Source organism: Deinococcus hopiensis KR-140 (assembly GCF_900176165.1).
GTDB classification, from domain to species: Bacteria; Deinococcota; Deinococci; order Deinococcales; family Deinococcaceae; genus Deinococcus; species Deinococcus hopiensis.
The window spans coordinates 1,716,894-1,741,808 of sequence record NZ_FWWU01000009.1; the positions used below are offsets into that span (position 1 = coordinate 1,716,894).

At 66.5% G+C, this 24,915-nt stretch carries 21 protein-coding genes; 13 read left to right on the forward strand and 8 right to left on the reverse strand.

The genetic code is table 11. The features are described from left to right. The 6 genes from B9A95_RS21895 (at position 1) to clpB (ending at position 7,186) form a co-directional block, all read left to right on the forward strand. Positions 1-1,380 (forward strand): ABC transporter permease subunit, encoded by a 1,380-nt coding sequence (locus B9A95_RS21895; RefSeq protein ID WP_084049208.1) that lies wholly within the window; start codon positions 1-3, stop codon positions 1,378-1,380. Next, complete coding sequence (locus tag B9A95_RS21900; RefSeq protein WP_084049209.1) at positions 1,377-2,180, forward strand: ABC transporter ATP-binding protein; 804 nt, start codon at positions 1,377-1,379, stop codon at positions 2,178-2,180. The genes B9A95_RS21895 and B9A95_RS21900 overlap by 4 nt, the downstream gene beginning before the upstream one ends. Beyond that, entirely contained in the window at positions 2,173-2,895 is a 723-nt protein-coding gene (locus tag B9A95_RS21905) for an ABC transporter ATP-binding protein (RefSeq protein WP_139806924.1), read from the forward strand. Before B9A95_RS21900 ends, B9A95_RS21905 begins: the two co-directional genes overlap by 8 nt. 340 nt (positions 2,896-3,235) lie before the next feature. Further along, positions 3,236-3,445 carry a hypothetical protein gene (locus B9A95_RS21910; RefSeq protein ID WP_139806925.1) on the forward strand — a complete coding sequence of 70 codons (210 nt, stop codon included), beginning with the start codon at positions 3,236-3,238 and terminating at the stop codon, positions 3,443-3,445. A gap of 82 nt (positions 3,446-3,527) precedes the next feature. Beyond that, complete coding sequence (locus B9A95_RS21915; RefSeq protein ID WP_212648366.1) at positions 3,528-4,541, forward strand: lipocalin family protein; 1,014 nt, start codon at positions 3,528-3,530, stop codon at positions 4,539-4,541. Positions 4,542-4,627: 86 nt separating this feature from the next. Beyond that, a complete protein-coding gene (clpB, locus tag B9A95_RS21920; protein WP_084049211.1) occupies positions 4,628-7,186 on the forward strand; it encodes an ATP-dependent chaperone ClpB in 2,559 nt (852 codons plus the stop codon). Between the two features lie 249 nt (positions 7,187-7,435). Here the strand turns inward: clpB and B9A95_RS21925 are convergent, their stop codons facing one another. Next, positions 7,436-7,693: a WGxxGxxG family protein gene (locus tag B9A95_RS21925; protein WP_084049212.1), complete on the reverse strand. Its 258-nt coding sequence runs from the start codon at positions 7,691-7,693 to the stop codon at positions 7,436-7,438. A gap of 142 nt (positions 7,694-7,835) precedes the next feature. Between B9A95_RS21925 and B9A95_RS21930 the strand changes: the two genes are divergently transcribed. The 3 genes from B9A95_RS21930 to B9A95_RS21940 all read left to right on the forward strand — a co-directional run bounded on the left by B9A95_RS21930 (position 7,836) and on the right by B9A95_RS21940 (position 12,712). Next, positions 7,836-9,284 carry an alpha-amylase family glycosyl hydrolase gene (locus B9A95_RS21930; RefSeq protein WP_084049213.1) on the forward strand — a complete coding sequence of 483 codons (1,449 nt, stop codon included), beginning with the start codon at positions 7,836-7,838 and terminating at the stop codon, positions 9,282-9,284. A gap of 116 nt (positions 9,285-9,400) precedes the next feature. Further along, positions 9,401-11,029 carry a chloride channel protein gene (locus B9A95_RS21935; RefSeq protein ID WP_084049214.1) on the forward strand — a complete coding sequence of 543 codons (1,629 nt, stop codon included), beginning with the start codon at positions 9,401-9,403 and terminating at the stop codon, positions 11,027-11,029. Between the two features lie 441 nt (positions 11,030-11,470). Next, a complete protein-coding gene (locus B9A95_RS21940; protein ID WP_084049215.1) occupies positions 11,471-12,712 on the forward strand; it encodes an MFS transporter in 1,242 nt (413 codons plus the stop codon). 57 nt (positions 12,713-12,769) lie between these two features. On the opposite strand, the gene B9A95_RS21945 is transcribed toward B9A95_RS21940, so the two are convergent. From B9A95_RS21945 to B9A95_RS21975, 7 genes are all read right to left on the reverse strand, one after another. Beyond that, a complete protein-coding gene (locus B9A95_RS21945) occupies positions 12,770-13,546 on the reverse strand; it encodes an amino acid ABC transporter ATP-binding protein (RefSeq protein WP_084049216.1) in 777 nt (258 codons plus the stop codon). Between the two features lie 183 nt (positions 13,547-13,729). After that, positions 13,730-14,944, reverse strand: coding sequence for an amino acid ABC transporter permease (locus B9A95_RS34725; RefSeq protein WP_212648367.1), 1,215 nt, complete (start codon positions 14,942-14,944; stop codon positions 13,730-13,732). Beyond that, entirely contained in the window at positions 14,941-15,792 is an 852-nt protein-coding gene (locus B9A95_RS21955; RefSeq protein ID WP_084049217.1) for an amino acid ABC transporter permease, read from the reverse strand. Before B9A95_RS21955 ends, B9A95_RS34725 begins: the two co-directional genes overlap by 4 nt. A gap of 144 nt (positions 15,793-15,936) precedes the next feature. Then, a complete protein-coding gene (locus B9A95_RS21960; RefSeq protein ID WP_084049218.1) occupies positions 15,937-16,773 on the reverse strand; it encodes an ABC transporter substrate-binding protein in 837 nt (278 codons plus the stop codon). 166 nt (positions 16,774-16,939) lie between these two features. Continuing rightward, positions 16,940-17,728, reverse strand: a complete 789-nt coding sequence (locus B9A95_RS21965) for an amino acid ABC transporter permease (protein WP_084049219.1) — start codon at positions 17,726-17,728, stop codon at positions 16,940-16,942. 151 nt (positions 17,729-17,879) lie between these two features. Further along, positions 17,880-18,635: an ABC transporter substrate-binding protein gene (locus B9A95_RS21970; RefSeq protein WP_084049220.1), complete on the reverse strand. Its 756-nt coding sequence runs from the start codon at positions 18,633-18,635 to the stop codon at positions 17,880-17,882. A 165-nt stretch (positions 18,636-18,800) separates the two neighbouring features. Further along, on the reverse strand, positions 18,801-20,006 hold the full coding sequence (locus tag B9A95_RS21975; RefSeq protein ID WP_084049221.1) for an ABC transporter ATP-binding protein: 1,206 nt from the start codon (positions 20,004-20,006) through the stop codon (positions 18,801-18,803). Between the two features lie 227 nt (positions 20,007-20,233). On the opposite strand from B9A95_RS21975, the gene B9A95_RS21980 reads away from it, so the two are divergent. The 4 genes from B9A95_RS21980 (at position 20,234) to B9A95_RS21995 (ending at position 24,911) form a co-directional block, all read left to right on the forward strand. Beyond that, the gene (locus tag B9A95_RS21980) at positions 20,234-20,524 is read left to right on the forward strand and encodes a hypothetical protein (RefSeq protein ID WP_084049222.1); all 291 of its coding nucleotides are present in this window, start codon (positions 20,234-20,236) and stop codon (positions 20,522-20,524) included. Positions 20,525-20,777: 253 nt separating this feature from the next. Further along, positions 20,778-22,847, forward strand: a complete 2,070-nt coding sequence (locus B9A95_RS21985; protein WP_245808434.1) for a transglycosylase domain-containing protein — start codon at positions 20,778-20,780, stop codon at positions 22,845-22,847. A gap of 25 nt (positions 22,848-22,872) precedes the next feature. Further along, the gene (locus B9A95_RS21990) at positions 22,873-23,568 is read left to right on the forward strand and encodes a VWA domain-containing protein (RefSeq protein ID WP_084049224.1); all 696 of its coding nucleotides are present in this window, start codon (positions 22,873-22,875) and stop codon (positions 23,566-23,568) included. After that, positions 23,565-24,911, forward strand: a complete 1,347-nt coding sequence (locus tag B9A95_RS21995) for a hypothetical protein (protein WP_245808435.1) — start codon at positions 23,565-23,567, stop codon at positions 24,909-24,911. Before B9A95_RS21990 ends, B9A95_RS21995 begins: the two co-directional genes overlap by 4 nt. Positions 24,912-24,915: the final 4 nt, after the last annotated feature.

Genomic DNA, 24,915 nt, shown 5'->3' on the forward strand with positions numbered 1-24,915 from the left:
GTGACGACGCTGTCTTCCCCTCCACGCGGACGCGCGGGCGACCGCACCGCTGCGCTCCTCATCTACACCGCCGTGACGGCCCTGCTGCTGGTCTTTCTGCGCAACGACATCACCGAGGGCCTGTCCAAACTGCTGCAGCCGGTGCTTTTCGGGGCCTTCCTGCTCTCGCTGGTGTTCGCCTTTCAGTGGCGCGCCGCCGGGTGGGCCAAGGCCCTCGTGTTTGCCGCCGGAATCGGCTTCGTGCTGCCCTTCATGGGCCGCGAGAACACCTCGTATTTTGACCTCGTGATTCAGATGCTGATCTTCGCCGCGCTGGCCCTGGGCCTGAACATCGTGGTGGGGCTGGCAGGTCTGTTGGACCTGGGATACATCGCCTTCTTCGCAGTGGGGGCGTACCTGTGGGGCGTATTCGGCAGTCCTCAATTCGGAGAAGTGACCGGCAACGCGGCCTTTGCGGGCGGCGTCAATCCGGCCCTGTTCTGGCTGTTTATCCCGCTGGCAGTGGCGGTCGCCGCGTTCGTCGGGGTGCTTATCGGCCTGCCGGTCCTCAAGCTCAAGGGGGATTACCTCGCCATCGTGACGCTGGGGCTTGGCGAAGTGATCCGCATTTTCGCCAACAACCTCGACGTCACCAACGGGCCGCAGGGCATCGACGCCATTGAGAGCGCGCCGGTGCCGTGGCTCAACAGCGTCGCGGCCAGCCTGGGCTTTGCCGAGGACCAGTACCGGCTGTTTTTCCTGTACTTTCTGGTGCTGATCGTGATCGCCGTCGTGGTCATGGTCAATTTCCGCCTGGACCGATCAAAGATCGGGCGCTCGTGGATCGCCATCCGCGAGGACGAGATCGCCGCGCAGGCGATGGGTGTGCCGCTGCTGCGGACAAAGCTGCTCGCCTTTGCCACCGGGGCTTCCTTCGCAGGCGCGATGGGCGTGATCTTCGCGGCCAAGCAGAACTTTATCGATCCCAAGAGTTTTGACTACTTCCAGTCCATCGGCGTGCTGAGCATGGTGATTCTGGGCGGCATGGGCAATATTGCGGGCGTGATGCTGGGCGCAGTGGTGGTCACGCTGATGAACCTGATGATTCTGCCCACCCTCAGCGAGGTGCTGCAGCAGACCTTTCCCAACATCAACGCCAACCTCGACCCCAGCAAGTACCAGCGCCTGATTTTCGGGCTGGTGCTGGTGCTGATGATGCTCTACCGCCCCGAAGGCCTGCTGCCCAGCGCCCGCCGCAAGGCCGAGATGCACGAGCACGACGCGACGCCGCCCGACAGCCTGAATGCGGGCAACCAGCTGGAGGGTGACGTGGGCAGCGAGGTGTACTCACCGGGGCTGAGTACCGTGAAAGACAACGACCGGACGGGGAGCGAACGATGAGCCTTCTGGACGTACAGGGCGTGACCAAGACTTTCGGCGGCCTGACTGCCGTCAACGACGTGACCTTTCAGGTGCCCGAGCGCGGCATCATCTCCGTGATCGGGCCGAACGGGGCGGGCAAGACCACCTTCTTCAACCTGATCACCGGCATCTACGAACCGGACCGGGGCAGCATCACCCTTGCGGGACAGAACCTGGTGGGGCTGCGGCCCGATCAGGTGGTCCGGGCCGGCATCGCGCGCACCTTTCAGAACATCCGGCTGTTTCCCTCCATGACCGCCGAGGAAAACATCATGCTGGGGCGCGGCACCCGCCTGAAGACTGGCTTTTGGGACGCCGTGCTCCACACCCGCACCTTCAGGCAGGACGAGGACAATGCCCGCGAGACGGCGGCGGTGATGCTCGACTTCGTGGGCCTGTCCCGCTGGCGGGGCGAACTCTCGACCAACCTGCCCTACGGCGACCAGCGCAAGCTGGAGATCGCCCGCGCACTGGCGACCACACCCAAACTGGTGCTGCTCGACGAACCCGCTGCGGGCATGAACCCCCGCGAGACCGAGGACCTCAAGGCCCTGATCCGGCGCATCCGCGACGACCTCGGCGTGACGGTGGTCCTCATCGAACACGACATGCGGCTGGTGATGACCCTGTCCGAGAACATCACCGTGCTCGACTACGGCACCAAGATCAGCGAGGGCTTGCCCCACCAGGTCCGCAACGACCCGCGCGTGATGGAAGCGTACCTGGGGCGCGGTGCGGCGGCGGGCGAGTACGGCAAGGAGGCCGGGTCCCATGCCTGAAACCATGCTCGAACTGCAAGACATCCACACCTATTACGGTCAGATTCACGCCCTCAAGGGGCTGAACCTTACGGTGAACCAGGGCGAGATCGTGGCCCTGATCGGCGGCAACGGGGCGGGCAAGACGACCACCCTGCGCACGATCAGCGGCATGATGAAGCCCAAGGTGGGCCGCGTGACCTACCTCGGCCAGGACGTGGGTGGGGTGCCGTCGCACGTCATCATGAGCCGGGGCATGAGCCACGTGCCGGAAGGACGGCGCATCTTTCCGCAGCTCACGGTACGCGAGAACCTGGAAGTTGGGGCGTACACCATCAGCGACCGCCGGTTGATCGAGCAACGCATCCAGGAGGGCTTCGCGCTCTTCCCACGCCTCAAGGAACGCGAGACGCAGCTCGGCGGCACCATGTCGGGCGGCGAGCAGCAGATGCTGGCGATTGCCCGCGCCCTGATGGTGGCCCCCAAGCTGCTGCTGCTGGATGAGCCCTCCATGGGCCTTTCTCCCCTGTTTGTGGAAGCCATCTTCGACATCGTGGAAAAGCTCAACCGCGAGCGCGGCACCACCATCTTGCTCGTGGAACAGAACGCGAGCATGGCGCTGGGCATTGCCCACCGCGCCTATGTGCTGCAAACCGGCGAGATCAAACTCAGCGGCGACGCAGCGCACATCGCCCAGGACGAGAGCGTGCGCAAGGCGTACCTGGGCGACGAGTAGCAACGGGCGGGGCAGAGCCAGATCAGGGGCCGCTTCCCAGCTGGGGCGGCCCCTTTCCCTTTGACCGGGTTGCCTCACAGAGACGTAAGGGCGCGGTGACGCGAGGCGCAACGGGCTGAACAAGTTCCGCACAGATGGCCAGGTCAGGCATCAAGGGAGGGCCCCAGCGCTGTTTCTGAGGAGGCCCAGAGGGAATAGCACCCACCCTCACGCCTCCCGGAGGCTTCCCGCCCGGGCGTAAGCCCCGCTCTATGCCCCACCTAGTGCGCAGGTGGTGGGCTGGTGGGGCCAGCACCACACTGCTCCGCCTCCCTCTGCTGGCCTCCTGGGCCTGGCCCAGATGATCAGGACCGTCCTGCCCCTGGCGTTCTTTCCCCACGAGACGCTCATGATCTTTCCGCTGGTACCCAATCTGGAAGGCCAGTACGTCCTCAGGAAGCTGGCGCTGGTGGTGGGGCCACGGCGAGGAGGGAAGCCCGACCGCGAACCCCAAGGCAGCCCGGAGAACATACGCGGGCCGTCCACCGGCACTTCCGCCGCCTTCGCCTGAAGCCTTGAGCGACGCGCTGGGCCTGATCCCAGAGGAGAGCACTTCCTACTGCATTCCTCCGCGCCAACAGCTAAGGTCAGCCATGCGCCACTCTCCCATGCTTGCCGCCACCCTCGTCTCTGTCCTGCTGACCTCATGCCTGCCCGCACCGCAGGCGTTCGATCCGGCGAGGCAGCCTGGGCCAAATGACCTCGGCGCGCACAACGCCGCAACTGAATGGTGGTACGCCTCCGGCTATCTGCCCGAATCGGGGCTGGCCTTTCACTGGGCGCAGTTCAAGGTCAACTACCGGGGTATCCCCTACCACGCCGGGCACCTCGCCGTCGCGGACCTGCGAAACAAGAAGCTGAGCCTGTTTGAGAACGGGTCTCAGCGGGCCAGCTTCAGCTTTCCGCCGCTGAAAGTGAGGCAGGGCGACTGGCAGCTTTTGCAGGGGCCAGACGGCAGCTTTCACCTCAACGCCGGGCCGCTGGACCTGACGCTCAGACCGCAAAAACCCCTCGTCGCGCACCCACCTGGCTACTCTGGCACCCCAGAAGTCGGGCGGCTGTACTACCAGAGCGTCACGCGGCTGGACGCAAGCGGCACGGTGAAGTTGCCCGGTGGCGAGCTCCGGCAAACGCACGGTCAAGTCTGGCTGGACCACCAATGGGGCGACCAGCAGCCCGGGGCGCAGGCGAAATGGGACTGGTTCGGCCTCCACCTCTCGGACGGTTCGGACCTGATGCTCTACCGGGTGCGCAACGGCGCGGGGCAAGTGGTGCAGGTGGCGGCCTCCCTTGTGGACCCGGCAGGCGTAGCGCAGGAAGTGCCGGGGGTAACGATGATGCCGGGCCGGGTGTGGCGCAGTCCCAGTGGGCGCGAGTACGTGCTGGGCTGGGAAGTGAAGTCCCCGGCGCTCAGCCTGACCCTGGAGGCTGCCCGTGACGATCAGGAACTGCTGACCAAAAACACCTCCATCGCCTACTGGGAGGGGCCGGTGCGGGGTCAGGGCGAGGTCAACGGTCAGGCGGTAACGGCGGAGGGCATGGGCGAGTTTATCGGGGGTGTGCTGACCCGGGCGGAGGGGGGGCGCTTCGGTCCGCCGGGCAAGTAAGGAAAAGGTCACCCTCCTCAACGCTCTATAAACTTGACATAACCACACTCAAGTTTCAAAATAGAGGCATTGAAGGAGGACCCACCTTGAATCCTGAACGCTTTACCGAGGCGGCGGTGCAGGCCATAGCGGCCGCGCAGAGCCTCGCCCAGAACAACCAACAACAGACGCTGACCACGGCCCATGTGCTGCGGACGCTCACCGACAACGACACCGCGGCCCGGGCACTGACGAGCGCGGGAACGAACGTGAATGCGCTGCGGCAGGCGCTGGATGCCGAACTCGCCAAGCTCCCGCGCGTGCAGGGCGGCGGCGAGAACCTCTACCTCGATCCGGCCCTCAGCCGCGCTTTTCAGAAGGCCGAAGGCGAAGCCAAGAAACTCGGCGACGCCTTTATCGCCGCCGACGCCCTGCTGCTCGCCCTGCGGGCCGAGAGCCGCATTCCCGAGCTTCCCACCGAAGCGGCCCTGCGCCAGGCTGTCAACGAGGCGCGGAAAGGAAAGACTGTGACCACGAAAACCGCTGAACAGCAGTTCGACGCACTGCAGAAATACGGCACGGACCTGACCCAGCGCGCCCGAGACGGCAAATTCGACCCCGTGATCGGCCGTGACGAGGAGATTCGCCGGGCCATGCAGATTCTGCTGCGCCGCACGAAGAACAACCCCGTTCTGATCGGTGAACCTGGCGTGGGCAAGACGGCCATCGCCGAAGGGCTCGCCATCCGTATCGTGCAGGGCGACGTGCCCGAGGGCCTGAAAAACAAGCGCATCGTTTCGCTGGAGATGGGCAGCCTGCTGGCTGGGGCCAAGTTTCGCGGTGAGTTCGAGGAGCGCCTCAAGGGTGTGATCGATGAGGTGGTGCACTCAGCGGGAGAGATCATCCTGTTTGTCGACGAAATTCACACCATCGTCGGTGCCGGCAAGACGGAAGGCAGCCCTGACGCGGGCAACATGCTCAAGCCGGCGCTCGCGCGTGGTGAGCTGCACCTGATCGGCGCGACCACGCTGGACGAGTACCGCGAGATCGAGAAAGACCCAGCGCTGGAGCGCCGTTTCCAGCCCGTGTTCGTGAACGAACCCAGTGTGGAGGACACCATCTCCATCCTGCGCGGCATCAAGGAGCGTTACCAGGTCCACCACAACGTGGAGATCACGGACCCCGCGCTGGTGGCCGCCGCGCAGCTCAGCCACCGCTACATCTCGGACCGGCAACTGCCCGACAAGGCCATCGACCTGATCGACGAATCGGCCGCCCGCCTGCGAATGGCGCTGGAATCCAGTCCAGAGCGCATCGACCAGCTCCAGCGCCGCAAGCTGCAACTGGAAATCGAGCGCGAGGCCCTGAAGCGCGAGAAGGACCAGGACTCGCAACACCGCCTGCTGGACCTCGAAGAGCAGCTGAAGACCGCGACCGACGAGCTGGCCGAGGTGCGCAGCCGCTGGGAGGCCGAACGTGGCGAAGTGCAGGCCCTACGCGAGAAGCGCGAGGCGCTGGACCAGGTGCGGACCGACATCGAGAGGGCCCGCCGCGACTACGACCTGGGCCGGGCTGCCGAGCTGGAATACGGCACTCTGCCGCAGCTGGAGCGTGAGGTGCACGAACTGGAGCGGAGGCTCAAGACCGCGGAGTTCGCCCACATGGAAGTGACGGAGGAGGACATCGCCGCCGTGGTGAGCCGCTGGACCGGCATCCCGGTGAGCAAGCTGATGGAGGGCGAGCGCGAAAAGCTCTTGCACCTCGAAGAGCAGCTGCACAGCCGCGTGATCGGGCAGGACCGCGCCATTGTCAGCGTATCCGACGCCATCCGCCGCGCCCGGGCGGGCCTGAATGACCCCAACCGGCCCCTCGGCTCATTCATGTTCCTCGGCCCCACCGGCGTCGGAAAGACCGAGCTGGCGAAGGCCCTGGCCGAGTTCCTGTTCGATTCGAGCGACGCGATGGTTCGCCTCGACATGTCCGAGTACATGGAGAAGCACACGGTGGCCCGCCTGATCGGTGCTCCTCCCGGATATGTGGGCTACGAGGAAGGCGGCCAGCTGACGGAAGCCGTGCGCCGCCGCCCCTACGCGGTCATCCTGCTCGACGAGATCGAGAAGGCGCACCCGGACGTGTTCAACGTGCTGCTGCAGGTGCTGGACGACGGTCGCCTGACGGACGGCCAGGGCCGCACGGTGGACTTCCGCAACACGCTGATCGTCCTGACGAGCAACGTGGGCTCACCGCTGATCCTCGAGGCGCAGGCACGTGGCGACAGCGCCGAGAGCATCCGCGATCAGGTCATGGCCGTTCTCCAGGACCAGTTCCGCCCCGAGTTCCTCAACCGTGTGGACGACATCATCGTGTTCGATGCCCTGACCCCCACCGACCTGGGCCGCATCGTGGAGATTCAGACGGGCGGTCTGCGCAAGCGCCTCGCCGAGCGCCGGGTCACGCTGCACCTCAGCGACGCCGCCAAAGCCAAGCTCGCCGTACTCGGATACGATCCGGCCTTCGGTGCGCGGCCCCTCAAGCGCGTGATCGCCCGCGAGATCGAGACGCCCCTTGCCCGCGAGATTCTGTCGGGCCGCGTGCCGGAAGGCACCACGCTGAACGTGGCCCACGACGGTGAGCGGTTCACGTTCGAGACGGGAGTCCTGAACTAAAAGTAGGCCGTCCGTCAGGGAAACGGCCAACGCAAGACAAGAAAGGCGCCGCCCTCAACCTGGGGCGGCGCCTTTCTTGCATGCGGAAGGAGGTGGGGTGAAGCCAGGGCCTCCCCCTCTTCCCGACTCGGGCGCATGGGTCAACGCGCGGACTTCTTTTTGACCGAGCCCGGCGAGCGAAATGCGCATGGAGGAGAATGGCGCCGTGGGGAGTGCCCTTCTACGCGCCGCGCCATTCGGACAACGGCTCTAGTGGCGGTTGGTGGTCGTGGTGGTCGTGACCTGGCGGTCATTGTTGCGGCCCAGGCCCGCGAGGCCCAGCAGACCGGCGAGGCCCAGCCAACCCCAGTCGAAGCCCTTGTTGGTCGTGGTGGTCGTGCTGGTGTCGCCGCTCGCGTCGGTAGAGGTGCTTGTGGTGCTCGTCGTGCTGGTGTCGGTCTGGGCAGAGGCCGAAACGGGCAGGGCGAGGGTGGCGGCGATCACGGCAGCTTTCAGGAACTTGGTCATGAGCAACAGTGTGGCCGGGAACCCAGTCCTCTTTCACCCAGTAAAGGGCCAGATTTCTTGAAAAAATCCCTATGAAGTCCAGAAAAAACCTATACCCGCCCCGTAAGCCCCCGCTCTTGGGAGCGCTACCATAGGAGGCAAGATGCAACGCTTTGCCCTGCTGGGTGCGCTGCTCGCCATGTCGGCGGGCGCGCAGACCTCTTCGCCCTCGCTGCCTTCCTTTGAGGGACAGGTGGTTTACCAGGTGATGCCAGACCGTTTTTTCGACGGTGATCGAGGGAACGACGCTGGGGTGAACCGAGACGACCTGCGCGCGTGGCATGGAGGCGACCTGCAGGGCCTGACGAACAAGCTCGGCTATATCGGGCAACTCGGCGCCACCGCCGTGTGGCTCACGCCCATCTACCGGCAGCAGGCGGGAAACACCTCCGGCACCTCGCCGTACCACGGTTACTGGCCCGCCGACTTCAGGGATGTGGACCCGCATTTCGGCACGCTGGCCGATTTCGCGGCCTTCACAAAGTCGGCGCACGGCGCGGGCATGAAGGTGGTGCTCGACCAGGTCATCAACCATTACGGCTACGCGGCCGCGGCCGTGAAGGTCCGCCCCGCGTGGTTTAACGGTGAGGCCGAATGCGCCGCCACGAAGAACAAGGATGTGGACTGCTCCCTGGCGGGACTGCCAGACCTCAAACAGTCCAACCCCGAGGTCCGCGAGCTGCTGCTGGACAACGCCGATTTCTGGCGCAAGCAGGGGGTGGACGCCTTCCGCTACGACGCGATCAAGCATGTGGAGGGTCCCTTTCTGAAGGAGCTGTTGACCCGGGACCGCGTGGCAGGGACCTGGACGCTGGGCGAGTGGTACGACGCAGACACGGGCACGGTGGCCGACTGGCAGCAGGCGGGCTTTGACAGCCTCTTTCTGTTCAGCCTGCAATCGGCCTTGCGCGGCTCGCTGATGGGTGGCCAGAGCCTGACGCGGGTGGCGGGGGTACTCTCGCGGCAGGGCGAGTTGCCCCGACCCGGCGAGGTGGCGCTCTTTCTCGACAACCATGACCTGCCCCGCTTCGCGCAGGGTTCGCTGTTCGAGGACCAGGCCCAGGCCCGCACCCGCTACGCCCTGCGCGCCCTGATGACGCTCAAAGGGGTGCCGGTGGTCTACCAGGGCACCGAGATCGCCATGCGCGGCGGTGCGGATCCCGACAACCGGCGGGACATGCGCTTTGAGAGCGAGTGGACCCCGGCTGAGAAGGCCGTGTTCGGCGCAGCGCAAGACGCCATCGCTGTTCGTAAGGCCAGCCGCGCCCTGAGCGTCGGCGACGAGAAACTGCTGCCCGTACCCCTCAGCCTGGAAGACGATCTGCTTCTTCTGACGCGGCAGGCGGGGAATGAACGCGTGCTCGCCGCGTGGCACCGGGGAAGGGCGCGCAAGAGTTACAGCCTGCGCCTCTCGGCCCTTGGTCTGAAGGATGCGGATCAAACCCTCACGCGCAGCCTCTTTGCCGGGCAGGACGCCAAGGTGAGCGTGGGGGGCGGCTGGCTGCACCTCAGCCTGCCCCCCGAGGACGCGGCCGTCTTTGCCCTGGAGTAGGGGGCTGCGCTGCATTGCCCCTTCCTGGCGTTCTCGCGCTTCTTGCCCTCCCCTGAACCGGGGGTTCCCTAAACCCTAACGCCCCGGCCCTTCCTCCTGCATTACCATGCTCTGCGATGCGCTCTCCCCTGCCCCGCGCCGTGCTGACCCGTCTGGAAACTGGGCGGCTGGTGGTGCTGAGCCTGCTGCTGGGCCTGCTGGTGGGCGGGCTGAGTATCCTGCTACGGCTGGCGCTGGACGGGCTGCTGCGCGGAGAATCGGCGCTGCTGGGTTACGCGCCCCCCGGGACCCCGGGCGAGGGCGGGCTGCTGATGGCCTTTGGAGAGGCGCTGCCCTGGGGCCTGCTGGCGCTGCCCGCCGTTGGAGCGGCCTACACCTGGCTGATACCCACCGGGGATCCACTGGCGGAACTCGTGCGCGGGTACCACATCCGGGGACAGTGGCCACGCTTCCCGGCGCAGGTGCGGACGCTGGCGGGCACCCTGCTGGGCCAGGCGGTGGGGCTGCTGGTGGGGCGCGACGCGCCCTTCACAGTGATGGGACAGATGGCAACGCGCCTGCTCGCCCGCACCACCCGGCTGGACAGCGTGGAGACGCGGACGTTGACGCTGGCCGGAGCGGGGGCCGCCCTTGGGGCCGTGTTGCACGCACCCCTGGCGGCGGCGGTGCTGATCGTGGAGGTGCTGTACCGCCGCTTCGAGTTTGAGTTTGAGGTGCTGATGCCCTGTGTGCTCGCGGCAGTGGCGGCCTACGCGGTCTACGGCCTGGCGTTCGGCTTTACTCCGCTGTTCTCGCTGGAGGTCCTGCCGGTACTGGCGGCCTCGCAACTTCCGGCCTTTCTGGGCGTGGCGCTGGGCGTGACGCTGGTGGGCTGGGCTGGACTGCTGGCCTGCCGCGCGCTGCCCCCCGTGTGGACGCAGGGCTGGTTGCGACCCGTGGCGGGCGGTGCATTCGGCCTGCTGACCGCCGCCGTCGCCCTCTGGAGCACGCCCGCCGTGCTGGGCGACGGATCGGGCTGGGCGCAGCTGGGCCTGTCGGGCTTTCTTGGCCCCGAAGCCCTGGGCGCGGGCGCTTGGCGTTGGGCGCTGCTCGCGCTGGGAGCACCGCTGGCGTTCGGCGGGGGCGTGCTGCCCTCCGTGGGCGTGGGCGGTCTGCTGGGCGCCGGGTTGGGAAACCTGCTGGGCCTCGACCCGGCCGCGGCGACGCTGACGGGAGTGGTCGCCTTCCTGACCGTCACCCTCAACGCGCCGCTTGCCGCCGCACTACTCGCCGTGGCCTGGGGCGGCGACGCCGTGTTGCCCGCGTCCCTGCTGGCCGCCGGGGTGGCGCACCTGCTCAGCGGTGAGACGGGCCTGCTGCCGGGCCAGGTGCGCTCGCGGGCGGCCAGTGCCGTCCACGCGGGCATGCCCCTGCTGCCCGAAGGCATTCGCTTTGCGCCGCGCCGCGCCGCCTCTGCCCCCGCCACACCGCTTCACCCCAGCGCGCCCACCGATGAGGGCGGCCCCACACCCCTGGCCTCCGAGCAGGAGTTGTACCGCCGCAGCGTGCCCCGCAGTTGGGAGGGCGCCCGGGTGTCGGTCCTGACCCTGCCGCCCGGGGTGGAAGTCGTGGGCGTGGTGCGGGACGGCACCGTCCGCCTGCCCCGCCCCGATATGCGCCTCACCGCCGAGGACGAACTCGTGTTTCTCGCCCGGCCTGATGCGTACCAGGCGCTGGAGGGCGTGCTGCGGCTTCCTGGCGCGTAGGGGCAGCGCCTCTCCTGTTTCAAGCTGCACAGTTTCGCCGGTCATATGGAACCCGGTGGAAACGTTTACGAAGTGATTCGGTCCGAGTGGACGCGAGCAGGAGAAGAACGGGTTACGAATGAGCAATTGGCAAACCGGCGCTCTTCCAGGGTATTGGCAAAACAAACGGAATCCGGACCATAAGGATTCGGGTTGACCCGTTCTTCCACAACGGATCAATCCAAGCGTCGCGAGCAGGAAAAACGGTGACGCAGAGGCGTGCAATCACCGGAGCGCAGGGGACGGAACGGATGATCCGAAAACCGTATCACGCGTCCCTGCTCTTCGGACCGTTGTGTTCCTGTGGGCTGTCCGATTCACCTCTGGCTACGCCGCGCCGCCTTTGCTGCGCGGCTGCGCCACTCCCTCCAAGGAAGTGAGCCAGGTGCTTTAATACGCCGCGTGACCTCGCCCCCTGCCCAACCCCGCCCAGCGTGGAACGCCAACGAACGCCTGGGCATCCTCAACGGGTGGCTGGTGTTTCTCGGCGACGGCTTTCTAAACGTGTCGGTGGTGGTGGCGGGCTTTGCGGCGCGGCTGGACGCTCCGAATGCCGTGATCGGCCTGCTGCCTGCCATCGCGGGGGGTGGCTGGATGCTGCCGCAACTGCTGGTGGCCGCGCGGGTGCGCTCACTGGAATACAAGCTGCCCGTCTACCGCTCGGCGGCGCTGGTCCGCACCTCGGCCTACCTGGCGATGGTGCTGGTGGCCGCCACCCTGACCGCGCACCCAGCCCTGTGCCTGACCCTCTTTGTCCTGGCGATGCTCATCAATGCGCTCGCGTCCGGTGTGTCGGGCCTGCCGTTTCTGGAGGTGGTGAGCAAGACGGTGCCGCCCGAGCGCCGCGCACGCTTTTTCGGCACACGGAATCTGTACGGCGGTCTGCTCGCCTTTGGGGCGGGCCTCGCCGTGCGCGGCGTCCTGGCCTCGGACTTGCGTTTTCCGCTGAACTACGCGCTGATCTTCCTGCTGGGTACGGTCGCTTATACCGTGGGCTACGGCGTGTTTGGGCGGGTGGAAGAACCGCCGGACACGCCCCTGCCTCCCGGCACCCTGAGAGAAGAGCTGCGCGCTGTCCCCGACACGCTGCAAGACGGGCACTTCCGCGCGTTTCTCACGGTGCGCTTGCTGCTGGCGGCCGCCAGCATGGGGGAACCGTTCTACGCGGTCTACGCCCTGCGGGACCTGCACTTTCCCCCCGCCACCCTGGGCGTGTTCGTGATGGCCCTCACCGGAGCCGCGCCCCTGTCCAACCTGCTCTGGCAGCGGGTGGCCGAACGCAAGGGCTCACGCCGCATCATCCGCTACGCCGCCTTTTTCGCAGGCCTCGCGCCGTTGGCCGCCCTCGCCGTGGGAACGCTGGGCCTGGGCACCTGGGCATACCTGCTTGTGTTTGTCCTGTCCAGCGTCGCCGCCCAGGGCTTCGGCCTGGGCCACACCAACCACCTGCTCAACCTCGCCCCACCGGGAGCGAGGAGCCGCTACATCGGCACCCTCAACACCCTGGTGGGCGGCGCCCTGTTCGCGCCGGTGATCGGCGGCCTACTCGCAGACGCGGCGGGCTACCGGGCCGTCTTTCTGCTCAGTGCGGCCCTGTTCGCAGCGGCGTGGTGGCGGTGCGGGAAGCTGCGGCGGGATGCGTAAAAGCCGTTGACCTCTGGCCTTTCGGTTCTCTAACGTCCAAGGGGACAACGCCCCTCCTCAGTGGCCCAGAATCTTCCCCAGAAACGCCTTGGCCCGCTCATGCTGGGGGTTGGTGTAGAACTGCTCCGGGGTCGTGTCTTCGACGATGCTGCCCGCATCGAAAAAGACCACCCGGTCGGCCACCTCGCGCGCGAAGCCCATCTCGTGGGTCACGCACAGCATGGTGATGCCCGAGCGGGCGAGTTCCTTCATCACGTCGAGCACTTCCTTGATCATCTCGGGGTCCAGGGCGCTGGTAGGCTCGTCGAAAAGCATGATCTTGGGCTCCATCGCCAGGGCGCGGGCGATGGCGACGCGCTGCTGCTGGCCGCCCGAGAGTTGCGCGGGGTACTTGTCTGCCTGCTCGCGGATGCCCACGCGGTCAAGCAGTTCCAAGGCCTTGCGCTCGGCCACCTCGCGGGACTGCTTGCGCACCCGCATAGGCGCGAGGGTGATGTTTTGCAGCACGGTCAGGTGCGGAAAGAGGTTGAAGCTCTGAAATACCATGCCCACCTCACGGCGGATGGCGTCGAGGTTGCTGCCCCTCCGTAACTCGATCCCGTCAATGGTAATGGAGCCGCCGTCATGGGGTTCGAGCGCGTTCAGCGTACGGATAAAGGTGCTCTTGCCGCTGCCCGACGGGCCGATGATGACCACCACCTCGCCGGGCCGCACGGTCATGTTCACCCCCTTGAGGGCGTGGAATGAACCGTAGTGCTTCTGCACGTTCTGCGCGACGATGATGTTCTCGCCGGAAGCGCCTGTTTTGGAGCGGTTGAGGTTCTGCGCGGTCATTGGTCCTCCATGATAGAGAAAAGCGTTGTGCGGTCAGGCATCGGCTTTTGGCCTTCTGCCTAGAGCATGTGTCCGAATGTGGCGCCGCCCGCAGAAGGGCAGCCCTCACGGCGCCCCATTCTTCCCAACGCGCATTTCGCTCGCCGGGGCCGGTCAAAAAGAGTCCGCACGTTGACACACGCTCTAAACCGTCGTTTCCGGGTTTGCCGCCCGCGCCACCCGGCCGGCTTGCGGCGCTTCCAGGCCGCGCGCCACGGTGCTCAGCAGGTAGGCAAAGACGAAGTACAGCAGCGCCACAGTCAGGTAGATCTCGAAGGTGGCCGATACCACACGGTTGCCCGTAATGCGCGCCGCCCCCGCGAGTTCGATGAGGCCGATGATACTCACCAGGCTGGTGTCCTTGAAGAGGCTGATGAACTGGCCCACCAGGGGCGGAATCATGTTGCGCAGCGCCTGCGGCAGGATGACGCCGGTCATGGTCTGGGTGCCGCTCAGCCCCAGTGCGCGGGCGGCCTCATCCTGACCGCGCGGCAGCGCGCGAATTCCGGCGCGGACGATCTCAGCCACGTAAGCGCCCGTGAAGAGCGACAGGGCCAGAATCACGGCCCAGAACTGGGTGCCCTCACCCAGTACATAGGGCACGAAGATAAAGAACCAGAAAATGACGGTGATGAAGGGCAGGCCCCGGAAGAGTTCGATGTACAGGGTACTGACGGTTCGCAAAAGCGGCAGTGTACTGACCCGTCCCATCCCGAAAAACAGGCCGAACGGCAGCGATAGCAGCAGCCCCAGCAGCGCCAGAATCAGGCTGAGGGCCAGACCCCCGATCCGCACCTCCGGCACGACAGTGGGCCACAGCATCCAGCTTCCGGCAAGAAAGCCCAGCACGGCGGGTGGCCAGCCCACGCGCACCCGGAGCCGCGAGAGCAGCCAGGTCAGGAAAAAGCCCCCACCCACCAGCGCAAAGCCCCACAGCCGCCAGCGTTCCTCCGCGTAATCCGCCGAGCGGAAGCGCCCGATCAGAAAGAACAAGAAGTTGCGCCGCGCCTGCTCCCAGTTGGGAAGGCCGACGATCCAGCGCAGCAGCAGGTCCAGCACGAGGACCGCAAACACGCCTGCCACGAGGGTGGACCAGCGGCGGTAGGTGTCCTGGGCCTGCGCGGCGGCCTCAGCCCCCTGCCGGGCCCGTTCTCCGGAAAGGGCAGTGAGGGCCGCGCCAACGTGCAGGGCGAGCAAGGCCAACACGGCGAGCAACCTGGTTTCGGGTGCTCCGCTCCTCAACGCCGAGAGGGCCAGCGGCCAGATCAGCAGCGCCGCGACGAGGTACTGCGCCCCCAGCAGCCGCGCGCCCGTGAGCAATTGCCCCAGGCCGGGAATCAGGAAGGACAGCGCACTCACGGGCGCACTCCGGGCAGGCGCAGGCGGTGCATGACGAGGTTGAGAAGACCCGTGATGGCGAGGCTCAGGATCAGGTACGCCACGGTAATGGCCGTGATGCTCTCGAAGCCGCGGAAAGTGTAGCTCTGCACCTGGGTGCCGTAATAGAACAGCTCAGCCACCCCTATCTGCGAAGCCAGCGAGGAGTTCTTGGTGAGGTTGAGAAACTGGCTGCCGAGCGGCGGCAGCACCACGCGGAACGCCTGGGGCAGGATCACGCGCGTGAGGGTGTCCGTACCGCTGAGACCCAGGCTCTGCGCCGCCTCGGTCTGCCCGTGGGGAATGCTCTGAATGCCGGCCCGGATGGTCTCAGCGATATAGCTGCTGGTGTAGACGCTCAGGGCGGCGATGACCGCCCACTGCTCGGGCGAGTGCCCGTTGAGCCAGGTCTTGACGCCCTGGGGCAGCACGTTGAGGACCCCGAAGTTCCAGAAGAAAATTTGCACGAGCAGCGGCGTGTTGCGGAAGAATTCGACATACACGCCGGCCGCCCCGCGCACCACCGGATTGGCGCTCAGGCGCGAGACGCCCACCACGGTGCCCAACAGCAACGCGAGCACGATGCTCGTGAGGGCCAGGCGCACGGTGAGCCACATCCCGATCAAAATGGTGGTGAGGTACGTACCGCCCGTCAGCTGGCTGGGCTTGCCAAAGATGCTCCAGTCCAGCGTGACGTTATTGCGTCCGAAGCCCTGGCGCACCTGCCAGACGATAAACCCGGCGGCGAGAACGAGCAGCGCCCCCGCAATGACCTGCTGTACGGTTTCGCGCCCAACTGCGGAAGAGGGTGAGGATGGAGCGCGCGTCACGCGGCCGCCTTCACGCAAGGGCGAAGCGGGGCGGGATGAAATACCCGGGATGCAAAGAACTGTCGCACGTTGAAGTCATAACCTCCTGCCGGTACAGATGCGGGGGAGCGCGGCGGCTCCCCCAGGGTTAGCGTGAGGTGGGGCTCAGCGGCGCACGGGGAACTGCTCAGGCACTGTGGTCGTCCGCTTGGGATCGGGCAGCGAGTACTTGGTCTTGGGCCCGAACCACTTGCGGAAGATCTTGGCGTAGGTGCCGTCCGTTGCCATGCGGGTCAGCGACTCGTTGACGAAATTGCGCCACTTGCTGTCGTTTTGCTTCAAGATCATGCCGTAGGGCTCGTTGCTGAAATACGCACCCACCAGCTTGAACTTAGACGGATCGGGCGCGCCCGCCTTGAGCCCCAGCAGAATTGTGCTGTCGGTGCTCACCGCGTCCACCCGGCCCTGCTGCAGCGCCGTGAAGGCGTCGGTGTACTGCTGGAAGCTCACCACGGTGGTCTTGGGCGCCGCCGCCTTAAGGTTCACCTCGCTGGTGCTGCCCTGGGCGGTACCCACGCGCTTGCCCGCCAGGTCCTTCACCGTTTTGATGGCGCTGTCCGCGGGCACAAGCAGGCGCTGCCCATCAATGAAGTAGGTGTTGCTGAAGTCCACCACGTCCATGCGTCCGTAGGTGGCGGTGGCGGTGGCCGCCGCGAGATCGATGGTGCCGTTCTGCACGAACTCGATACGGTTCTTGCTCGTCACCTGCTTGAGTTCGAGCTTGATAGGCTTCTTGCACGCTGCCGTCAGGTCCTTGGCGATCTCGCGCACGAGGTCCACGTCAAAGCCGCCCACATCGCCGTCCTCGTTCACAAAGCCGAAGGGCGGGCTGTCGTACTTGACGCCCGCGGTGAATTTGCCGTCCTGGCAGATCTGATCCCGCACCGAAGCGGCGGAGGCGGTGGCCGTGAGGGCCAGAGACAAGATGATAACTCTACGCATGAATCCTCCTGAGACTGGAAAGCGGGAAAATAGGTAGAGCAGGGGAACGTGGGCACCCGCCTGAGCGGGTGGAGAAGGTAATGGCCGGCACTGTTCCTTGCTCCGGATGTTACGACAAATCGCCAGCGAGGTTGGGATGGGGTCCGGGACACCCTCCCCCTTGACTTCAGCGCGAAGCGATCTTGACCCGCTTTTCGAGCTGATCGGTAAACAGCGTCATCACGGTGGTGAGCGCCAGATATACGGCGGCCACGGTGGTGAGTACGGGCACGGGCTGGAAGGTCTCGCTCGACACGCGCGAGCCCGCAAGCGTGAGTTCGAGGAGCGCGATGGACGAGGCGAGGGAAGAATCCTTGAGCAGCGCCACAAGGTTGTTCACCAGGGGCGGCACCACGATCCGCAGGGCTTGAGGCAGCACCACCGTATTCATGGTCTGCCCGCCACTGAGGCCCAGGCTCCGCGCCGCTTCCGTCTGCCCGCGCGGCACAGCCAGAATCCCGGCGCGAATCACTTCGGCGTTGTACGCACCGACGTTCAGCGCGAGGGCGATCACCGCAGACCAGAACTCATTCAGCTCCAGGTTGAGGCCGATCCCCTTGAGGAGCGGCGGCAGGGCGTTGTAAACGAACAGAATCTGCACCAACAGCGGTGTGCCGCGAATCAGCCAGATAAAGGCGCTCGCGGGAGCCCGCACCGCCCACACTGCGCTCGTCCGCATGATGCCCACCACCATGCCGATCAGCAGGCCAATTGCGCCGCTGACCAACGTGAGTTGCAGGGTCATCCGCGCGCCCTCCACGAACAGGTCTGCGCGGGGGCCAATGGGTTCGGGCAGCTGCTTGAGGATGGCAGTGATCAGGAGAAACAGCAGGAAAAACGCGGCGGCGGCCCCCAGCCCCCAACCCAGCAGGGCCAGGCCACCCAGGGGCCGCCGCGCGGGCCGGGAAGCCGTCACGCTGCTCCTCGGAGGTCCACGAATCGTAAGAAAAGCTGGATTGACATTTCGCCGATGATGGCACAGATGCGGGGCGAGCGGCTAGCGGCGGAAAGCGGGAGAACGGGGACATGGCCTCTGCGTCCCCGCCCCGCCGTCCTCCCGCCTGCCCTTACTTGCAGCGAATGTCCTGGCCGAAGTACCCGGTGCTGATCTTGGCGTACGTGCCGTTGCTCATGGCCTTGGCCAGCTGGGAGTTGAGTTCCTTCAGCAGGCTGGCATTGCCCTTCTTGACCGCCATGGCGATGCGCTCCTTGAAGAGCAGGTCACCCTGCACCACTTTGCCCTTCTGCGCCTTCACGAGGTCCAGGCCCGTAAACTTGTCACCCACCCAGGCGTCCGTACGGCCCGCCATCAGCGCGGCCTGCGCGTCCGTGTCCTTGGGGAAGGTCTTTACGTCGCCCACGCCAGGGACCTTGCGGACATTCTCCAGGTAGGTGGTGCCCACCTGCACAGCCACCTTCTTGCCCTTGAGGGCCGCCGCCGTCATGGGACCGCCGGGCTTGGTCACAATCGCGCCGCCCGTGCAGTAATGCGGGTTGGAGAAATCCACGGCCTTCTGCCGCTCGGGCGTGATGCCGTGGCTGGCGATTACGAAGTCGTAACGGTCCTGGTTCAGGCCGATGAGCAGGTTGTCGAAGGGCTGAGTGACCCACTGGACCTTGAGGCCCATCTGTTTGGCAAGGGCGTTGGCGAGTTCCACCTCGAAGCCGGTCAGTTCCTTGCCCTTCAGGATATTGAAGGGCGGGAAGGCGCCTTCCGTGGCAATCTTGATGGTGCCGCTCTTCTTGATGTCGTCCCAGGTGCGGGCCTGGGCAGCGCTGGCGAGCAGGGTCAGAGAGGTCAGGATCAGCAGGGCTTTTTTCATGGGGGTGCCTCCGGGCAGGGTGCTCCGCTTTCCGGAATGGAAAGGAAACAGCGCAGACAAGTCGATGGGCCACTCTACCGCCCGGTGAAGGTCAGGTAAAGGTGTGGGGGATCAGACGAGAAAACGCCGCCCCCTCCTGGGGGCGGCGTTCGCTGGAGCGGGAATTTAGAACGAGGGCTTGATCACACTGACCGTACCCGTGCCTGAACGGCTCGCCGCGCCGTACTCGTAACCGAGGTCCGGGGTATCGGCCTGGCCGCGCGTACCGCCGGGCGTACCGCGGTCAATGGCGTCCTCGGTCGTGGGATCGAAGGCGTGCAGGCGCGTCTGGTCGATCAGCAGGTCGATGGTGTCGCCGGGCTCGACGGCCGCCTGGCCCTCGACCTTGGCCGTCATGTTCTGGCCCGCCACCTCGATAATCAGGTCCGTTTGCGCGCCGAGGGGCTCCACCACCACGACGGTCCCCCGCAGCACGTTCTGGCCCTGGGGAATATCGGTAAAGCCGACCATCCCCACGTGCTCGGGACGAATACCAAGCACGACTTCCTTGCCCTCGTAGGCCCGCAGGCTCTGGGCAAGGCGGCCCATCGGGGCCACGCGGCTCTGACCGACCACGTACTCGCCGCCCTGGATGCGCGCGGTCAGGAAGTTCATGGAGGGGCTGCCGATGAACCCAGCCACGAAGCGGTTTTGCGGAAAGTCGTACAGGTTCATGGGCGTGTCCACCTGCATGATCACGCCGTCGCGCATCACCACGATGCGGTTGCCGAGCGTCATCGCCTCGACCTGGTCGTGGGTCACGTAGATAATGGTGGCCCCGAGCCGGCGGTGCAGCTGGGCGATCTGCGAGCGCATCTCCACACGCAGCTTGGCGTCGAGGTTGGACAGCGGCTCGTCCATCAAAAAGACCTTCGGCTCGCGCACGATGGCGCGGCCCATGGCCACGCGCTGGCGCTGACCGCCCGAGAGCTCCTTGGGCTTGCGGCCGAGCAGGTGCTCGATCTGGAGGATGCGCGCCGCTTCACGCACGCGCTGGTCGATCTCGGCCTTGGGCGTCTTGCGGAGCTTCAGGCCGAAGGCCATGTTCTCGTAGACGTTCATGTGCGGATACAGCGCGTAGTTCTGGAACACCATCGCGATGTCGCGGTCCTTGGGAGGCACGTCGTTCACGATGCGGCCGTCGATCTTCAGGACGCCGTCGCTGATGTCTTCGAGGCCCGCAATCATGCGCAGCGTGGTGCTTTTGCCGCAGCCCGACGGCCCGACGAAGACCATGAACTCGCGGTCCGCGATGTGCAGGTTGAAGTCCTTCACTGCGTGGTGCTTGGTGCCGTAACGCTTGTTGACGTGCTCGAGGACGACTTCTGCCATGAAACTGCCTACCTTTCGCCCCTTCTCTTACCCGTGAATGTTTCCCCACCGTGGGGACTCGGGCAACCGGGGTTCGCAAACGAGAACCTGGGTTTACGCTGACGCCGTGCGGACGCCTTCACTTTACTCCAATATGGGAGCGTCAGGCCAGCAAAAAGTTAGACGGGCGGTGGGGGGAAGGCGAGGGAATGGGACCGCTCCTCATCTGCCGCCCCTAGACTCGCTCCATGAGCTTCGTTCGCAAGCCGAGGCCCTACTCTTCGGGCCTGCCTGCCGTAACCGCTTCTCCCGTTCCCGCCGTTAAACCGTCCCGGGTACGCCGGGAAAAACGCCCGCGCCCCGCGCCCGCGCCTGCCCCCCGGCGTCCGGGGTCCTCGTGGGCCACCGCCGTGACGGCCCTCGCCGTGCTGGGCACCGTGCTCGTCACGCTGGTGGGCGCGGCGGGGTTGGTGGGTCAGGTGTCGCGCGACGCCCAATTTCTTTCCGCGGCGGCGGGCGTGACGGACGTGGTGCGCTGAGGACGTTGGCCAACGGGGTGAGAACGCGGAAACACGGCGTTTGGATGGCGGGGCGTGGGGGCCCGAGAACGGCGTTGCTGGGGAGGCCGTGCCCGTTCACCCCCGCTCCTGCAGCGCTTTGCGAGTCCCCACCTTCCCTCTCAAGAGGGAGGCGCAAAAGCCGTCACCCTCTCCAAGTGGGAAGGACAATCAGGCGTTGGTACGCCCTTTGAACCCCTGGAAACGCGCGAACCCCTGGCCGCGTACTCCCTTTGTGCGCGCCTCCCGACATCCCTGGACCCTGCGCCGCTCGCTGCGTGCGGGGCTGGCGGGCGTGGGCGCCCTGACGCTGGGCACGCTGCTGCTGGGCGTAGCTGGGGCCAGCGTGACCGGAGCCTTTGGGCGGGCGTGGAACCTACACGCCGAGTTACAGCCCATCGAGGTGCAGGACCGCCGGGGTGAGGCGCTGGGCGTAATTGACCACTGCCGCGCCAGCCAGGGGGTCAATGCCGTGCCCTGCCGGGAGTCGCTGCGCGTGCCGCTGACCGGCGTGTCTCAAGCCTTCTTGCTCGCCTACGTCGTCAAGGAGGACGTGCGCTTCTTCTCGCATCCCGGTGTGGACCTCGGGCGGCTGCCCCGCGCCGCACTCAGTGGAGCGGGCGGCAGCACCATCACCATGCAGCTGCTGAAAAACAGCGTGCTGGCTGGACACTTCGACTACGACACGGGGCGACGCTCTGTGGGGCTGGTGCTGGCGCGCAAGGCCACCGAGTTCGTCCTCGCGCCCCTCGTCACCCTGCGTTACGGGCGGCGCGAGGTACTGGCGATGAGCGTGAACAGCCTGCCGTGGCTGGGGATCGGGCAGCGCAAGGGCATCTACGACGCGGCGCGCTCGGTGTTTGGGGTAGACCCGGCGGACCTGACGTTGGCGCAATCGGCCTTTCTGGTGGGCCTGCTGCCCGCTCCGGGACACTACCTCGTCTTGGCGGACACGGCTCCGGAAGAGGCCACCGCCCGCTTTCGCTGGATGCGGACCCAGCAGCTGCTGACCCTGCGGCTGCTGCGCGCACACCGGTTGATCGACGGAAATACCTACCTCCAAGCCGCTTCGGAACCCCTCCAGCCCCGGTTGTGGCGGGTGGAATATGCGGGCGGTGGACCAGACCTGCGGGTGGTGGCGGCCACGCGCAATCCCGACTACACAAACGAGCCCGAACCCGCCTGGGCCCTGCAGGAACTCGTGCGCCGCGAGGTGCGGGCGGCGGGCCTGGACCCACGCTGGGTGGGCCGGGTGGTGCTGAGCCTGGACGCTGGGACGCAATCCGCCCTGGTTCGGCGGGTCACCGGCAACGGAGCCACGGGCCCCCGCGCGCCGGGTGTGGCCGAGGGAGCCGCCATCGTGGACGTTCGGGGCGGGGGCATCCTCGCGCTGGCCAGCAGCACGGGTGGCGACCAGAGCAGCCAGTCGGGAAAACAGTGGGCAGCCACGGCCCGCCGCCCGGTGGCAAGTACGGTCAAGCCGCTGCTGTACGCCGCTGCGTTCGGGCAGGGCCTCACCCAGCTCAGCACGTTCCCCGACGTGCCCACCCGCTACGGAGGGCAGGCGATCCGCAACAACTCCGGCACCTTCCTGGGCCGCGCCGTCACCGTGCGTGAGGCCAACGCCCGCAGCCTCAACACGGTGGCTGTCCGCGTGGGCGCCGAGCGCGAGGAGGCACTGCGCCGCGTCCTCCGCAGCGTTGGCTATGAGGAGGACCCTGCCAACCGCTCCAGCCCTGCCCTGGGCACCTACCGCGCCTCGCCCCTCTCGGTGGCCGCCGCCTACGCGAGCTTTGCCAATGGGGGCAAGCTGTGTCGCCCGCACCTGCTCGCGGAGGCGTATGACCGCTCAGGACGCCCGCTGCCGCTGCCGCGCTCGGGCTGCCAGGCGCTGTGGAATGCGGCGAGCGCTTTTGAAACCTTCGACATGCTGACGGAAGCGGTAAACGGTTCGGCCAGCCACGTCAGGTTTCTGCGCGCGCCCCTCACGCAGCGGCTGCTGGGCACCGCCGTGCCCCTGGGCGCAAAATCCGGTACCACCGACGACGTGCGCGATACGTGGTGCGCCGGAGTAACACCGCAGTACGCCATGGGCGTGTGGATCGGGGACCCCAACGGCGTCCAGAGTGTGCCCACCAATCTGTACCGCGAGCAGGCGGCGTGCCGTGAAATTGGCCTGCTGCGCGACTTGCCCCACACGCTGCGCAGCCTCGAGATGCCCCCAGAACTCACGCGGGTAGGTGGTGCGGCGGTGCCTGGATCTGGCGTCAAACTCCAGAACCCAGACCCACCCACCTCTCCCTAACCCCTCCCCTACTCCAGGAGCCTCTATGCCCTTGTCCGCCCCCCTCGCGATGCTTCCCCTGCTTGTCCCCACGCCGCTCAGCGCTTCTGCCCTGCTCGGCCTGAGCACGCCGCCGCTGCACCTCACCCTCGCCGCCGACATGACGGGCAGCTCCAAGAATCCCGCCTTCGGGTACGCCTCGCAGGCCCGGCTGCTCGCCCAGAGCGTGCTGCTCAACCAGGTACGCTCGGGCGATACGGTAACGCTGCTGCGCATCTGCCAGGGCGTGCAGACGGTGGCCGACTTCCGCTTTCAGTCCAAGAACGGAGCCCGGATGGGCAAGGCCGACATCCTGCGCTACACGAACGCCCTCACGCAGCCCTGCGTGGGACGGGGGAGCGCCATCACGGCGGGCCTGAACCAGGCGGTGACGGCGGCAAAGCGCACGGCGGGCGTCGGAAACGTGACGGTGCTGTTTACCGACGGCGCGGTGCTGGACGATCCCAAGCGGGCGGCGCTGGAAGAAACGGTGGGCAGGCTGCTCGGCCTGAAAGACGCCCAGCTACTGTTCGTGGCGGGTCTGAGTCCGGAGAAGGGCAGCGGCGGCACGTCCATCCGCGACCACTTTATGAAGGCGCTGGGAAATGGAGCGAATCATTCCCACCTGCTGACGGCCGGGGCCTACGACCTGAACAACGTGTATCCCACCTTCGCGGACCTCGTGAAAAAGGCCCGGAAATGACGGAACCGGCCCCCTCCTCTCCCCACGAATATGAGGCGCCGCTGCCCCACCCCGGTCCCCTCACCGCCGAGCAGTTCATGCCCGTGCTGCCACCGCAGGAACTGGCGGACTTTCTGGACGAACTGACGCGCGAGCTGTCCCTGGTGCCGGGAGACGCCGCCCGCGCCGCCCTGACCACCCGCGCCCGGATTCTGAGGTTGAACGTGGAGCAGTACCGCGTCAACTACACCCTGACCCGGACCACCCTCACGCGGGTGCTGGCGGAGACGGGCGCGGGCGTGCGTGAGTCCTGGGCGCGGCAGGAAGAACACCTGCGCTTCATGAACGAGGCGAGCGGTGGCGTGGAACGCGAATACCTGCGGGCCACCGAACAGATTGAGGCTGCCCGCGCCGAGCGCTTCGAGACGCTGGCCCAGTACGGGGCCACGCCGGACACCGGAAGCGCCGAGGAGTTCTACCAGCAGCAGGCGTTGGCGGACCTGGCGCGGGAAGGCCACCCCATCCGGCCCCCTGAGCAGAAAACCGGGAGCAAGCGGGTCTTCAACGCCTTCGCCGTGTTCAGCAAGTTTTTCGTGGGGCTGATCAGCGGCGTGTCCATCAATCTGCTGTTCAATCCGGAAAGCCGCCTGTACCTCACCCTGATCGCGCTGACCGCCGGGGTGATGTTCAGCGTACTGCTGCTGTGGCTGGTGGACGAACTGGCGTACCGCGCGAAGCTCGCCGGAGGAACGCCCGGTATGGGCCGCCCAGGACTGTATATCGGCGGCATTCTGGCCGTCACGGCGCTGTACCTGGGCGTGGAAGGGTACCTCAACTGGGACGGCATTCTGCGCACCACCCAGCAGATTGCGGCGAACGCCGCCCAGCAGGGGCAACTGACGGACCTCAGCGCGGCGCCCGACACCAATGCGGTACCCGAACACTGGTCTTTGCTCGCCTTCACGCTGGCCCTGGTGAGCATGGCGGTGGGCGCGGCACTCCTTCAGGGACGCGAACGGGCCCGCACACTGCTGGAGCGCGAACGCCTCGCGGCCCGGGTGGCCGACCTCAAGCGCAGCCGCGAGTATGTGGACGCCGCGCGGACCACCGGCGCCGTGGCGTATCTGGAAGCGGCGCGGGACCGCCTCGCTCCGCCCAGAGACGTCACCAGTCCGGACCACGCCCGCTTCAACGAGCGCGTGTTGGGCCACTGGGAGCAGGAGAGAGAGACGCAGGTGGGCACGCAGACGGGCACACTTGTGCGCGAGGCCAGGCAACTTCAAGACGCCCTGGAAGATTTTGCCCGTCAGTTGCGGGAGGCGCAGCACCCGCAACCCCGCAGGGGCCTGCTGGGGCTGCTGTAGGCGG